The following is a 13,589-nucleotide window of genomic DNA, read 5'->3' as shown; positions in this document are numbered from 1 at the left end:
AAGAATAAATGGTTTTCCATAGAGGGGATATTATGAAAAAGATAGAAGATCTGGTCGAGGAAATTGTGTTTAAAGATAACCGTATTGTAAGTTCTCCGGAAGAATTTGAGTGTGTTGGCCAGGGGCGCAGTGCGGCCGTTTTTAAAATTAAGGACATCAATCAGGTGGTCAAAGTCTTTTATCCGGCTCATAAACATTTAGCTGCTAGAGAAGCAGAGGTTTACAATCGCTTATCCAACCGCGTATTTTTTCCACATTTAATTGAAGCTGGAGATGGCTTTTTAATTATGGAGTACGTGGAAGGTATTACATTTTATGAATGTCTAACAACTGGGAAACGTATTACTCCGGAGATGGTGCAAAAGGTTGATGAAGTCTTAACATTTGTGAGAAGTCGTGGCTTAACTCCGAGTGATATACATCTGAGAAATATAATGCTAACCCAGAACAACGAAGTGATACTGATTGATGTGGTTAGATTTACTCAACTTCATGAATGTGAATACTGGCCTGACCTGAAAAAAGCCTACGATAAGTTTTATAAGAAAAAGTTTTTTCCGAAGCGATTTCCCAAATTACTGATAGAATTTATTATATTGCTGTATCATAAACGATTGCTATCCATCTAGAGAAAAAATACTGGACAATATTGAACTTGCAGGTGAAGTATTTCTTCCCTTCGCAAGTTTATTTTTTTATAACTTTTTTAAAGGAAAAAAGAGGTGCTTTTTCAGCCCTCTTTTTCCTTCATGAACCTATAATTTGAGTCTTTTCTTCTAATATTGAAGCGTGGATTTCTCCCTTAGCTTGCATATATGAAATTGCGCATTCATTAAATACTTCAGGTGTGTCCAGGTTCACCACATGTCCAGAGTTAGGAATAAAGAGTAACGTTGTATTCGACATATTTTTTACATCTTTCTGGATATCTTTTTTAAACATTCGGTCGCCGCTGCCCATGAGGTAAAGTTTAGGAATAAATCCTGCAGTTTTTTCTACATTCGCAAAGGTAGTGTCTACGCTAGGGGCTATATCATACCATCCTAAAAATTCAGCTCGTTTCATTTGGGAAGCTTCTTTTATGAAGGCATCTCTTGATTCTTTATGATTTTTTCTAGGCATCAGTACTCGGGCAAATAAAGAGTATAGCCATAAATAAGGCATCACGTTCTTCGCAAGTTTCCCTAAAGTAAGGAGCAGTTTGGATATAATGTTGACTTTAGTTATAGCTCCTCCCATGACGGCGGTTTCTACGCGGTTAGGGGCTGTGGATAACAACTGGTGGATGATAACAGTCCCAAGAGATACCCCAACGAAATGTGCTTTCTTTATTCGTAGTTCATCCATCACCTCAATAACATCCTCCGCAGCCTCTTTAAAAGAAAACGAGTTCGAGCGTGAATAAACTCCTGGCGAACCTTTATGTCCCCTTAAGTGTACAGCGACAACATTAAAATGTTTTTTAAATTCTTTTATTTGAGGGAAAAAAATGTTGGCACTTCCCCCTATTCCATGAAGTAAGAGTACATATGGTTTGGTAGGTTCTTCACTAAATACTTTATATTCTAACAAGTTTACACCTCTATCATGATAAAAACACAGTCTCATAAATTGACGGTTTATATAGTCATGAGACCGGTCCCTTCTTTCTATTGTTTTCTCATTTATAATACAAGATGGGCTTTTAACTGGCTTACCCATTCTCAACCTATTTTAATATTTTTACAAATAATTTGCTAATAATGTTAAGCGGCATTTATTTTTACCGAGGGGGTTTGTCAGGCGGTGTTGGTGTTTAAATTTCCACTTTCCTAACACATATACCCTCATCTTGTTTCTTTAATTCGAAATAATGTACTTTCAAGTGGTTCCATACATAAAGATGTGGTTTTTATCCTATGTTAAAGGCTTTAGGACCTGGAGCTAGCCGCTAAACCATGGCTTCTCGATAGAACTTCAAGTTGTGGATTACATCCTTGAAGCCTTGACCTTATAATATTGTAGCAGCATGGGCAAGGCATAAATCAAATAGAAAAGGAGGAAGACTGAGGAGGACTCTTGGAAAAAGAAAGTACGATGAAACACCCTGCTTTATTTGGCAGCTTTAAAACCAGTCCTGTGTCGAGTTATTTGCAAAGTTTCCTCAGCCCTCTTCATACCTAGCGGCTAATGTAAATTCAGAAAAGACTTTCCATTATTCTAATATAAGGTGTAGGCGATAAATTATTTCTGCTAATAAAACAGTATCCATTAACATTCTTATGTTTCGCAGTTTACTTTAAGGGGAAACCATCCTTATATGAAAGGTGGAATTAAGAAATGTCACAACATCGTTTAAGTAATGTAGAAGTAGGTCAAAACTATTTAGCAAAAGAATTAGACAGCTTTGTTTCCACAACCGATGTCGTTGTTCTATCAAACAATGAATCACAATTGTTTACAGATCCTGAACGCCAATATAAAGTTGTCGATGTATTTGAAGGGTTCTTTGAGCATTCTGCTGAAGACGGAGAAAAATACTTTCGTGAGAAAAAAGCGTACGTAGTTGAGAAGGTATAATGATTACACCTCGGGGCTCCGCAAGCAGGAGACCTGAGGTGTTTTTAATATCTAAGTTTCATAAGAATCTGCTTAATACTCTCATCTTCCATAAGAGTGTCTTCATATTTTTTTGTTATTTCAGTAAGAGCCACGTCGTGGTAAAAGAATTCAGTGAAGAACTTCACAAGAGATCTGGAAAGAGTTTGTATTCCTTGCCAATCCCCCTGTTCAATCCCCGCGAACAATATCTCTTTTTCATCAACAATCAACAGTTGGTACCTTTCAAGAGCATCATGACCTTCATTCGGAATTAGCACATGAGTATTTGGAAGTGAGTTCTCCAGTTCTCCTACAGACAAAATTTCCACCGTAACGCCCTCATCTTTTTTCTGTTTAAGCAAGGGGGTGAAGGCCTTCAAATGATCACTCCATCCTGATAAGCAAATGCTGGATTTAGCATTCTCTGCTAATTCTTTCGTTAAAGATGTAATCGTTCTGCTGTTTTTAACCGTCCATACACGATCGTCCACCGGACGGTGAGTGTATTCTTTATTCCTCAGATCTTCCACATTAGCTTGAAACTCGTCTGTCAGGTTTTCGATAATTGCTTCAAGTGGAACAGCATTATAAAGTTTTTTTCGCTCAGTAAAAGAACTTAAAATGATCCCTTTTTCAACCATCCGATTCAGCACTTCATAAACTTTTGACTTCGGAACCTGAGAATATCTAACAATCGTACTTGCATCCATGGGCTGATGGCTTGCGGACAAAACTTCAAAAACCTGGCTTTCGTACTGAGTGAAACCGAATTTTTGTAACATAATAGATTCCCCTTGTCCAAAGCTTCTTGTTTAAGAATACATGGAATAAGTCGTGGCGTAAATATACTAGCATATTTTCTCTTGTATTTACATTGGTTGATGGTTACTATTGTGGTGGTAACCTAATTAGAGAGGATTTTATATAAATGAATAAAAAAGTATATATGCTGGCTATTGTTGCTTTTGTAGTCGGGACTGTTGAGCTAATTATCGGGGGAACCTTAGACCTGGTGGCTGCTGATTTGCGTATATCTCTGGGACAAGCTGGTTTATTAATCACAATTTTTTCTTTAGTTTTTGCTCTGGCCTCGCCCGTACTTTTAACAGCTACAGCCAAACTAGAAAGAAAAAAGTTGATGCTATGGACTTTATTCATATTTTTCATAGGGAACATGGTGGCTTACTGGAGTCCCTCTTACGCTATTCTTATGACCGCAAGGGTTTTAACGGCAGCTAGTGGATCTTTGTTAGTCGTATTAGGTGTGACGATTTCGTCTGCCATAGTTGAGAAACAATACCGAGGTCGTGCTATCGGTATTATTTTTATGGGGATTAGTGGATCACTTGTTTTGGGTGTGCCAATAGGTTTAACCATAGGCAATGCATTTGGATGGCGAGTTACATTCTTATTAATCTCCATACTTACATTAATCTCCATGATTGTCGTGGCATTTACCTTGGAACGAATTAAGCCTAAGCCTGTAATTTCAATTAAGGAACAGATGCGCTCTTTGAAAGATAAAAAAATCTTCTCTGCTCAATTGACCTCCTTCTTGTTTTTAACAGGGCACCTGACTTTATATGCGTATCTGACACCATTTTTAAAATCAACCATGGGACTGGATCCAGCATGGGTAAGTATTGCTTACTTTATCTTCGGTGTAGCTGCAGTTTCAGGAGGCGGAATAGGCGGTATGGCCGCAGACAAATGGGGTTCCGAGAAGAGCATCATAGGAATTACCGTTTTGTTTGCTTTAGCAATCTTTATTATTCCGTATGTTACTTTTTCTTTACCTTTATTCTTAATTGTTATGGTATTCTGGAGTGCTCTAAGCTGGGCAATCACTCCAGCCCAACAAAATTATCTCGTTGTTACTGCACCTGAAACGTCTGATATACAGCAAAGTTTGAACAATTCTGCTCTCCATTTAGGGATTGCATTAGGTTCAACTGTCGGTGGATTAGTAATTGAGCAAACTTCAGTCATTCATAACGCTACTGTGGGGGGATTATTTGTCCTTCTTGCTCTGGCTGCCGGCTGTTTCTCCATTACTAGAGGTGTCTCAAAAACACAAACTATCCAGCAACATTAATATAGAAATAAATAGAACCTCAGGTCATCCAGAAAATGGATGACCTGAGGTTTTTTATTTCATTAGATACTATCAAGAGAATATTAAGGATATTAGTTGTAAATAATAGAAATGATCAACATAAAGGAGGGTAATTCTAATGGGAAGAGATGAACACAACAGTGGCAAAGGGAAGAAGAAACAACGACTTCCTCAAACACCTAAAGATCAGAAGCACCCAGGGATTGACGTTGAATTTTCTGAAGAGCTTGCGGATCGCGAAGATATGGAAGCTCAAGAAAGAAGTAAAGCAGCTGACCGTCGCGCTCACAAAAAATCAAAATAAATAATTGTCATATACTGTCACCTCAGGTCATCCAGATGTTGGAGGGCTGGGGTGACTGTAAGGATTTAAATCTCATATAGGACAAACTATTAATGTTTTTTGTACAGTTAAAATTGTTTGAACTTGAGATAGTTTATGCTATAATATGAAAATATAATCAAGACTAAAGTCATCAAGAAACTTACTAAAGGAGGATTTTAATGAGTAATTTACGTAAATGGCTTCCTGCACTATTCTTAGGAATCGTGCTTGTGCTTGCCGCTTGTGGAGGAGGAGACGACTCCGAGAACGCTGAAGGTGGAAATGGTGATGGTGGATCAGATAACGGTGAATCCACCGAAGAAAAAGGTTCCATAAGTATTGGTATGAATAACTGGGCTGAAAACGTGGCTGTATCAAATATGTGGAAAATTGTCTTAGAAGAAAAAGGATATGACGTTGAGCTTAAACAAGTAGAAAAAGGATTCTTATATGAAGCCCTTTCTTCCGGAGATCTAGACATCGGGATGGAAATCTGGCTGCCAAATACAGATAAAGCTTTCTATGATAAGTATGAAGAAGAAATTGATTGGCGTGAAACCTGGTATGAAGGTACAGAACTAGGCCTTGTCGTACCAACATACATGGAAGACGTAAATACGATAGAAGATTTAAAAACTACAGATGCATTTGATGAGAATCAAATTGTGGGAATTGATGCCGGGGCAAGTCTGATGTCATTAACTGAGGATGCTATTAATGAATATGACTTAGATTATTCACTTGCCGCTTCATCTGGTCCAACAATGACGACAGAACTTAAAGGCGCCATTGAAGATGAAGAACCAATTGTTGTAACGCTTTGGAAACCTCACTGGGTATTTGCAGAAATGGATCTTAAGTTCCTTGAAGATACAAAAGGAGTATATGGAGAATCAGAAGATATTTCATACGCTACCCGTCTAGGTTTGGAAGAAGACAACCCTACGGTTGTAAAATGGTTTGACAACTTCAAGATGGATGACCAACAACTTGGAAGTCTAATGGCTGCTTTAAACGAAGCAGAAACACCTGAAGAAGGTGCTCAAAACTGGATTGATGAAAACCAGGATGTCATTGATGAATGGACAGCTGAATAACTATTCTTATAAAAACAACCTGTTCTCCAAAGAACAGGTTGTTTTTTCATGTAAAAACGAATTGTCAGAAATATGTTACGATTAGATAGGTATATATACTTAAGGGGGAAATGAAGTGTGGCTATAAAAGAAGATGCTGTAAGGAAAGCGCAGAAATCCATTAACCAAGTGATATTAGGAAAGGAACATGTGATAGAGTTGCTGTTTACAGCAATACTTGCAGATGGCCATGTGCTGCTGGAAAGTGTTCCTGGTTCAGGCAAGACAAAATTAGCCAAAAGTTTTGCTAAGATTATGGACGGTAAGTTCACCCGTGTTCAATTTACACCGGACGTGCTTCCAAGTGACGTGACCGGTATTCAATTTTTCAATCCTAAAACCCAGGAATTTGAGCTTCGAGAAGGCCCTGTAATGACAAATATTCTATTGGCAGATGAAATAAATCGTGCTACTCCTAAAACTCAGTCCAGTCTTTTGGAGGTTATGGAAGAGAAGCAGACGACGGTAGATGGAACCACACTACAAATTACTCCTCCATTATTTGTGATTGCTACTCAGAATCCAATCGAAGGCAGCCACGGGACGTTCCCCTTACCAGAGGCTCAGCTCGACCGATTTATGTTTAAGATCGATATGGGCTATCCTTCAGCCGATGAAGAAAAAAACATTCTGAGGACCTACCAAATGGATGAGCCGTTGGATGAGTTAATGGCTGATCTCCATATTGAGGATATTCTGGCTTTGCGCGAAGAAGTGAAAAAAGTGACAATTGCTGACGATACGATGAATTATTTACTGGATCTCGTGCGTTTAACCAGGCATAATCACGATATTGAATTAGGTGTAAGCACTAGAGGAGCCTTAGTTTTTATGAGGTCCTGTCAGGCTAAAGCATTACTAAATAGTAGGGATTATGTGACTCCCGAGGATATAAAAGAGCTGGCTTCTTATGTTTTTGAACATCGTATTATCCTTTCCATGGAAGGGGCGATTCGAAAAAACAACTCCCAGGTCGTGAGTGAAATTATTGAACAGGTACCCGTCCCTGTAGAAGCAGGGGATTTAAGTTGAACCAGTGGAAGAAAGATCTCGGTTATGAAAATCATAAATATTATGACTTTCTATTAGCGATGATCCTGTTGACAGGAGTGTTAAGTGTCTTTCTCAATCAATCCATTCTTCTGGTTCCTACGAGTTTGCTTATAATAGTTGCGCTTGCGAGCAAATGGTATGACGGATACAGTGGATCGGAACTGGAGCTGCTAAATCACAGAACCTCTATTAGGTTATTTCCTGGAGAAGATACAGAACTTCGGTTCAGATTTAGAAATAAATCAAAAGCTCCTGTATTAAACGGCAGATTATCCTTTTCGAGCAACTCGAACATAAGGGCTGATGATACTTTTATAAGAAAAAGTTCGAAGGGTTATCAATATTCAGTTCCTCTATCATTAATGAGCGAAGGAGAAAAGGAAGTGAGACTTCCTATCAAAGCTGTACAACGCGGAGTTACTAAGGTCACAAATATTCAATATCGCTTCCCACATTTAATAAAATTCACTCCGATATCAATGGATTTTCTGCCTCTCTACGAAACGGAGGTAGTCATATATCCTATTCAAAAACCGGTATATGGAATAGAAGAAGTATTTCAAGTGGCGCCAGGCGAGCAGAGGGCCTCGTTTTCGCCGTTTGAGGATTTACTTACTCCAGTAGGAACCAGGGATTATGTATCTTCTGACCCGTTTCATCGTATTCACTGGAAAGCAAGTGCTAAGACAGGAACGTTGCAAACGAAAGTCTATGAGCGACAAGTAGATGTAAGCTGGACGATCATGGTCAATGTAACTCAGGAAACCAGACTCGGGAATGAACATATATCGAGGCACATAGAAGATCTATTATCTTATGCCAGTTACCTGTGTCATTTTGCCGCACAGAATAAATATGATTTCGAAATGTTAGTCAATATGAGGAGACCGCATGATCGCCCATATTTTTATCAGCCCGAAGGCAGTGGGTATCAGCAATTGAAAGAATCGTTGGAGTTATTGGCCAGGATCCAGGTCAATCAGTTGTTTATGCCAGCGGAGGAATTGATGCATAGATTACATCACCAGCTTTACAAAAAGAAAACTATTATCATTCTTGGGGATATACCTGAGCATACTTATCGATACATAAGAGAGTGGAGCAGGAAAGGATTGAGAGTATTTCAAGTGCAAGTAGAAGACAGCCAAGCTGTTTTAGTGCCTTTGTCTTATAAGGGGGCGTATGTGTGATCAATGGGAATAAGTTAGTCACAATGTCATATCAGTATGTAAGTGAAGGTCTGGCCTTTTTCTTTTTCCTATTTCTTATGGGGAAGTGGAGCTGGATTTCTCTCCAGGTTCCTCTTTTCTCATTTTTAACAGTAGTCACCCTGTCGCTCTTCTTCTTTCTTGGAGCCTCCAGGATATCTTCCAGCTTACTTCCCGTCAGTATTGTCTCTACATTATTAGTTGGAATAGGTGTAATCACTGGAATCCCACTGGTGTTTAGCATTATGCTTTCTGGCTTTCTGGTTTGGCGTTATCTGCTGCATGAACAGGAAGCTGATCGAGAAAACGAAAGATTTATGCTTTTATTTTCTACGATTACGGCTTTTGGGTGTATGCTCTTCTTTGCTCAGACAGATATTGTGGTTATTTTAGCATTGCAGTACTGTGTTATTCTCCTTGGTTATTTTTTCTCTCATTACCTGGAGGTATCCAAAAATGATCGTAAAGAAGGCAAAAAGAGATTAGTCATTCTCATAGTAGGTTTTGCAGCTGGAGTCTCTGGTTTAGTTGCATTATTTCAACCACTAAGGTTCATTATTTCAAGTTCATGGCAGGCACTCTCAACAGTATTTTTGAAAGGAGTCCAGGGATTTTTCTATTTATTAGAGCTTACAGGATTTGAAGTATCCGAAATTGAGCCTATAGAAAAATTAAATCAGGATCAAAACACAACTGAAATACTTCGAGATCCTAATGACTCTCCTCCTTTAAAAAACAGCGAACCCTCCCAACAGCTAGCTGAGGCTGCGCAGACGGGGACCATTTTTTTACTGATTGCTGGTATTGTTCTCATTTTATATATTATGTACCGTTTAAGAAAAAAGAGAAGGACTCACCAGGCGAATGTACAACGGTTAACTTATAAGAGCTATGAGCTTCCGTATAATGATGAAAATAATGATTCAGTTTGGCGATTCAAACGAAGCCCGGCTGATAGTCCAGTAAGAAAAAGATTTTTAAAATTTGAGGAATACGCTCGAAAACATGGATACGGTCGCAAGTATAATGAGCCCATCCAATATTGGTTTGAGCGAGTTGAACTCCAAGCAGAGAATATCCAGTTATACCAAAAAGTCCGTTATGGAAATGATCAGCTTTCAAAAGAAGAGGAATCCCTTTTTTATAATGAAGTCAGAGAATTGGAAAAACAATTGGATGCCAAAGAAAATAAAGAATAACAAATAAAATTATAGGAATAGAGTTTAAGCGCCCCTATTTCAGGAAACATAACTCCTAGAAGTTAATTTAGCACTTGAAAGGAGTCGCTGTTTTATGGATTTAAATAAAGAAATTAAAAAACTAGAGCAAGTTCATTTAGAGAAACCACAAAAAGTATTTTCAATGTATTTAAACACCGACCCTTCTGACCCGGAGCAACAAGGCGGGGAATGGAAGATACACTTGAAAAATGGATTAAATAACTTTGAATCTTATCTTCAGGAAGATGGAGATTCAGAGGAAAAACGAAATTATTGGGCAGTGAAGGAAAAGGTAGAGCAGTTCATTGAAGAAAATGAACAGCACTTTGCTAAAAGTGTAGTTTTGTTTGCGACAGCAGATGATACCGTGTGGTTTGCCGAACGCTTCCAAATGCCTGTTAAAACAGAATTTTATTGGGAAGAAACTCCAGTACTGGATCAACTAAAAGAAATGCGTCAATCCTTCCCTAAAACGGGAATTGTATTAACGCAGAAGCAACAAATTAAAGTAATTGATGCAGAACTAGGCATGTTGAATGATACTCAAATATTCGAACTTGATTTGAATACAGAAGACTGGAGACAACACCAGGGCCCTCATCGTGCCCAGCCATCTATGGGTTCTGGAGGAGCTAAATCTTCCCAGGGAGACGAGTATAAGGAACGCTTTGAACACAACCGTTACCGTTGGTATAAGAGCGTTGCTCCTAAGATTGATAAGCTGGCTAAGAAATACGAATGGGAAAGATTTTATCTCGTCGGTGATAAAGAAGAGTTAAAAGATTTACAGGATAATATGAATAAAGAAGCCGAAGATATGGTCAATAAAAATCTGCTCGATCATGAAGAAATGCATGTGATCGATGAAGTCATCAAATAGTAAGATAGTTGGAAAAGACGCCGGGATGCCCTGGCGTCTTTTTTAGTATCTTGCGTTGTCAGGCAGGTACTTCATAATTAACAATTTATCTAGAGCTTCATTACCAACACGGAATCCTTTCCGTACATGTTGTTTCACGGACTGATCCACAAATTTCTTTGCCTGCTCTTTATCTTTAAAATCAATAAATGTTTGGTTGCCCGTGCATATAAACAACATATTTGAATAGGCGAGCTCCATACCAGCTAATCTGGATTGTTGGTTAATTCTTGAATGTTTCTCACATGCTTCTGAGTATAGTAATTCAGCTTTAACCCTACTAAGGTTGTTCAAAATAAATTCTTTCAATGATTTCGCCTCCTCAATAATGTCCTATATTACGCCTTCGCTAATTATTGTATTAATCCCTTCGGTGCATTTTGAGTTCTTTTCTTGTATTTTGTCTTATAAAGTCGTTTAAGTCCTATGCAGGACAGATCAAGGGTGATCTATTATACATACTTTTCATTAGTATGATAAAATAGTATTTATCGAAAACGTGAAAAGATTGGGGAATCTTATGATGTTTGTGGTTGACTCTACTGTAGAAGTGCCAGAGCATAAAGCGGAAGAATTAATTAATATATATAAAAAACGATCTCGTCTGGTGGATCAGGCCGAAGGGTTTATTTCTTTTCAACTACTTCAAAAAGAACGTAAGCCTGGAGAATTAACTGTGCATTTAGAATGGGAATCCAAGGATGCTTACTTAAATTGGGCAAGAAGCGATCAGTTTAAGAAAATCCATGAATTGGAACGCAAATATCCTGATCCAGAGTTACGGGGCATTGTACCGAAGGTTTCCAAGTATGAGGTGGTCGCTCATTGAAGAAAGTGGAGCAAGAGCATTTAGTACAACAAGTCGTTACAGAGATTTATAGTGATTATCCATACCTTTGGGGCAAGTTTGGTCAACATGGAAGGGACCGAACGGAAGAAGACAATTATCACCACCTAGACCACTTAAAGACCGCATACGAAATGGATAGTGTTAAATTTTTCATAGATTATACGGAATGGCTGAACAGTATCTTGACAGCAAGGGATGTAGGTACTGATTTAATCATTGATAATTATGAACGGCTGATGCGTCTATTGGATCAGTCCGAGCTTGAGGATTCATATGAAAAGAAAGTATTTATAGAGTTTTTGCAGCAAGCCCTTGATTATTTGCGTACTCGTTTAAAATAAAGAGGTGTATAGGTGTGAATGAACAACATAAACAACTAGCCCAGTACTTCTTAAGTGGAGATGAAGAGGGGGCTTTAGAATATATGGAAGAGCTTATAAAGGTTCATTCGAAAGCCTTCCTCTATGAAGAGATTATTACCCCTGCCATGTATTATATAGGAGATTTATGGGAGAAAAATAAAATAACTGTAGCTGACGAGCACTTGGCCACGGCTATTTGTGATTTTTCTCTTTCCAGGTTAGAATCCGATTTCAAACCGGTTAAAAGGAAACATCAAAAGAACTATAAAGCCCTTCTTTTTGGAGTGGAAGAAGAGCAGCATTATATTGGGTTAAAGATGGTGGCGGACACATTTAAAGAGCAAGGATGGAGAGTAAGATATCTTGGACCGAATTTATCAATGGATCACTCCATGAGCCAAATTGAAAAGTTCCGTCCGGATGTCATTGGATTATCAGCAGCTTTGTCATATCGTCTGCCAGCTTTAAAAGGAGTTATCCACCGTTTTACGGAATTGGAGTGGAGACCTCTGATTATGATTGGAGGGCGCATGGCTAAGAAATTTCAATTGGATGAGTTTGAATCTGCTCAAGTTATGGTGGTTAAAGATTTAAATCATTTATATCAATGGTTTAACGAAGGAAGGGAAGGCGTGATAAATGAAACAAGTTGATCGTACTTTTCCGCTTCCTTACTATCGTATCAATAAAAACTTTATTATTTATGCTTATTCCAAAGAAGCAGGAGACTTGCACGGTGTAAAAGAATATTTGCTTGATATTTTTGACGACTCAAGCCACGCAAAAATTAAAGACTCAGTAAAACCTGAAATTCAAAAAGCATCTTTAGAAGTGCACTTAAAACCTGTGAATGAGCAGGATACGATAAAAACTGCTGATATGTACGTTTCATGGGAAAATGATTTATACGCTGAAGTTTTGTTACATGTAAAAGACGAAGAGCTGTCTAAGGTTAACCAGACTTTAACTCAGCTTCGAGGCCGTTTAAATGAAACAAATTTTGAACTCCTTGAAGAGAAGGAGAAATTAGACGAAGCGATCGAACAAAGCAATCGTTTATCTGCTCCATTTATTGTACTTTCACCAGATACAGCTACAATTCCCTTGTTTGGAGATATCACTACAGAGAAAATGTATGCTGTGGAAGAGAGCTTACTGAAATCCTCTCAGAGAGAGGGAATTGACCGGCTGCTTTTTGACTTCACAGCAGTGGGAGAATTTAACAGAGAAGGGATTCGTGTGCTGTCGGATATGATGAAGTCCCTCTTTTATATGGGTTTGGATATAAGCATTATAGGCATCCAGCCCCATCAAGCTAAAGAACTAAATGAGTTAAAGCTTCCGCCCGAAATTAACTATATGCATTCGCTGCAGCAGGCTGTAGCTAAATACTGTTCAAAATGAACCCCCATTCCTTTAGAGAAATGGGGGTTATCTATGTGTGCCCGGCAGGGGTATAAACTCTAGGGTTCAAGTCCCGAGCGGCGAAGGTCGTTGTAGCCGTTAGTCAAAGGCAAGGGTGTCCAGGGAGACCTGGAATCTGAAGGAAGCCGGAGACAAATTTCCGCCCCGAGGAACACGAATCTCATAGAAGGCTGTCTGTCTGGGGTGAGTCTGCATAACAAGACGAAACCCCAACGACCAAAGGGGCAGGCAGTAAATGAGGCGGGGATATGGAAAGGAAGTTTATGCTTTTACCCGGGGAGGTCTGATGGACAAGCCGTACACATGCGGTAACCGATTCCTAAGGAATCGCTGAACCATCAGAAGTCAGCCGAAGCCATAGTACCTTACCTTCCGGAAGGTAGGGGAAGGGCTGA

Annotated in this window: 16 protein-coding genes; 13 read left to right on the top strand and 3 right to left on the bottom strand. The window is 38.8% G+C overall.

The window, feature by feature from the left end; genetic code table 11:
- The first annotated feature begins 32 nt into the window (after nucleotides 1-32).
- On the top strand, nucleotides 33-629 hold the full coding sequence (locus tag ACTWPM_RS19035) for an RIO1 family regulatory kinase/ATPase domain-containing protein (protein WP_443134558.1): 597 nt from the start codon (nucleotides 33-35) through the stop codon (nucleotides 627-629).
- A 118-nt stretch (nucleotides 630-747) separates the two neighbouring features.
- On the opposite strand, the gene ACTWPM_RS19030 is transcribed toward ACTWPM_RS19035, so the two are convergent.
- On the bottom strand, nucleotides 748-1,572 hold the full coding sequence (locus tag ACTWPM_RS19030) for an alpha/beta fold hydrolase (RefSeq protein WP_443134557.1): 825 nt from the start codon (nucleotides 1,570-1,572) through the stop codon (nucleotides 748-750).
- 747 nt (nucleotides 1,573-2,319) lie between these two features.
- On the opposite strand from ACTWPM_RS19030, the gene ACTWPM_RS19025 reads away from it, so the two are divergent.
- Nucleotides 2,320-2,559 (top strand): hypothetical protein, encoded by a 240-nt coding sequence (locus ACTWPM_RS19025; RefSeq protein WP_443134556.1) that lies wholly within the window; start codon nucleotides 2,320-2,322, stop codon nucleotides 2,557-2,559.
- Nucleotides 2,560-2,603: 44 nt separating this feature from the next.
- On the opposite strand, the gene ACTWPM_RS19020 is transcribed toward ACTWPM_RS19025, so the two are convergent.
- Entirely contained in the window at nucleotides 2,604-3,362 is a 759-nt protein-coding gene (locus ACTWPM_RS19020; RefSeq protein ID WP_443134555.1) for a TrmB family transcriptional regulator, read from the bottom strand.
- Nucleotides 3,363-3,508: 146 nt separating this feature from the next.
- Between ACTWPM_RS19020 and ACTWPM_RS19015 the strand changes: the two genes are divergently transcribed.
- The 7 genes from ACTWPM_RS19015 to ACTWPM_RS18985 all read left to right on the top strand — a co-directional run bounded on the left by ACTWPM_RS19015 (nucleotide 3,509) and on the right by ACTWPM_RS18985 (nucleotide 10,518).
- Entirely contained in the window at nucleotides 3,509-4,675 is a 1,167-nt protein-coding gene (locus ACTWPM_RS19015) for an MFS transporter (RefSeq protein ID WP_443134554.1), read from the top strand.
- Between the two features lie 139 nt (nucleotides 4,676-4,814).
- The gene (locus tag ACTWPM_RS19010; protein WP_443134553.1) at nucleotides 4,815-5,000 is read left to right on the top strand and encodes a YfhD family protein; all 186 of its coding nucleotides are present in this window, start codon (nucleotides 4,815-4,817) and stop codon (nucleotides 4,998-5,000) included.
- A 200-nt stretch (nucleotides 5,001-5,200) separates the two neighbouring features.
- On the top strand, nucleotides 5,201-6,118 hold the full coding sequence (locus ACTWPM_RS19005) for a glycine betaine ABC transporter substrate-binding protein (protein ID WP_443134552.1): 918 nt from the start codon (nucleotides 5,201-5,203) through the stop codon (nucleotides 6,116-6,118).
- Nucleotides 6,119-6,235: 117 nt separating this feature from the next.
- Nucleotides 6,236-7,189, top strand: coding sequence for an AAA family ATPase (locus ACTWPM_RS19000; protein WP_443134551.1), 954 nt, complete (start codon nucleotides 6,236-6,238; stop codon nucleotides 7,187-7,189).
- Nucleotides 7,186-8,400: a DUF58 domain-containing protein gene (locus ACTWPM_RS18995; RefSeq protein ID WP_443134550.1), complete on the top strand. Its 1,215-nt coding sequence runs from the start codon at nucleotides 7,186-7,188 to the stop codon at nucleotides 8,398-8,400. Before ACTWPM_RS19000 ends, ACTWPM_RS18995 begins: the two co-directional genes overlap by 4 nt.
- A complete protein-coding gene (locus ACTWPM_RS18990; protein WP_443134549.1) occupies nucleotides 8,397-9,617 on the top strand; it encodes a hypothetical protein in 1,221 nt (406 codons plus the stop codon). The genes ACTWPM_RS18995 and ACTWPM_RS18990 overlap by 4 nt, the downstream gene beginning before the upstream one ends.
- A 94-nt stretch (nucleotides 9,618-9,711) precedes the next feature.
- Nucleotides 9,712-10,518, top strand: a complete 807-nt coding sequence (locus ACTWPM_RS18985) for a VLRF1 family aeRF1-type release factor (RefSeq protein ID WP_443134548.1) — start codon at nucleotides 9,712-9,714, stop codon at nucleotides 10,516-10,518.
- A gap of 42 nt (nucleotides 10,519-10,560) precedes the next feature.
- On the opposite strand, the gene ACTWPM_RS18980 is transcribed toward ACTWPM_RS18985, so the two are convergent.
- Nucleotides 10,561-10,866 carry a hypothetical protein gene (locus tag ACTWPM_RS18980; protein ID WP_443134547.1) on the bottom strand — a complete coding sequence of 102 codons (306 nt, stop codon included), beginning with the start codon at nucleotides 10,864-10,866 and terminating at the stop codon, nucleotides 10,561-10,563.
- 214 nt (nucleotides 10,867-11,080) lie between these two features.
- Between ACTWPM_RS18980 and ACTWPM_RS18975 the strand changes: the two genes are divergently transcribed.
- The 4 genes from ACTWPM_RS18975 to ACTWPM_RS18960 are packed head-to-tail and all read left to right on the top strand — an operon-like array spanning nucleotide 11,081 to nucleotide 13,173.
- Nucleotides 11,081-11,386 (top strand): antibiotic biosynthesis monooxygenase family protein, encoded by a 306-nt coding sequence (locus ACTWPM_RS18975; RefSeq protein ID WP_443134581.1) that lies wholly within the window; start codon nucleotides 11,081-11,083, stop codon nucleotides 11,384-11,386.
- Between the two features lie 5 nt (nucleotides 11,387-11,391).
- A complete protein-coding gene (locus ACTWPM_RS18970) occupies nucleotides 11,392-11,748 on the top strand; it encodes a hypothetical protein (RefSeq protein ID WP_443134580.1) in 357 nt (118 codons plus the stop codon).
- Nucleotides 11,749-11,762: 14 nt separating this feature from the next.
- A complete protein-coding gene (locus ACTWPM_RS18965) occupies nucleotides 11,763-12,422 on the top strand; it encodes a cobalamin B12-binding domain-containing protein (protein WP_443134546.1) in 660 nt (219 codons plus the stop codon).
- Nucleotides 12,409-13,173 carry an STAS domain-containing protein gene (locus ACTWPM_RS18960; protein ID WP_443134545.1) on the top strand — a complete coding sequence of 255 codons (765 nt, stop codon included), beginning with the start codon at nucleotides 12,409-12,411 and terminating at the stop codon, nucleotides 13,171-13,173. The genes ACTWPM_RS18965 and ACTWPM_RS18960 overlap by 14 nt, the downstream gene beginning before the upstream one ends.
- The last annotated feature ends 416 nt before the right edge of the window (nucleotides 13,174-13,589 follow it).

The sequence above is a fragment of the Halobacillus sp. K22 genome (assembly GCF_052246795.1).
GTDB lineage: Bacteria > Bacillota > Bacilli > Bacillales > Halobacillaceae > Halobacillus.
Note: the sequence above shows the minus strand (reverse complement) of the source record. Positions and strands in the feature narration are given on the sequence as shown.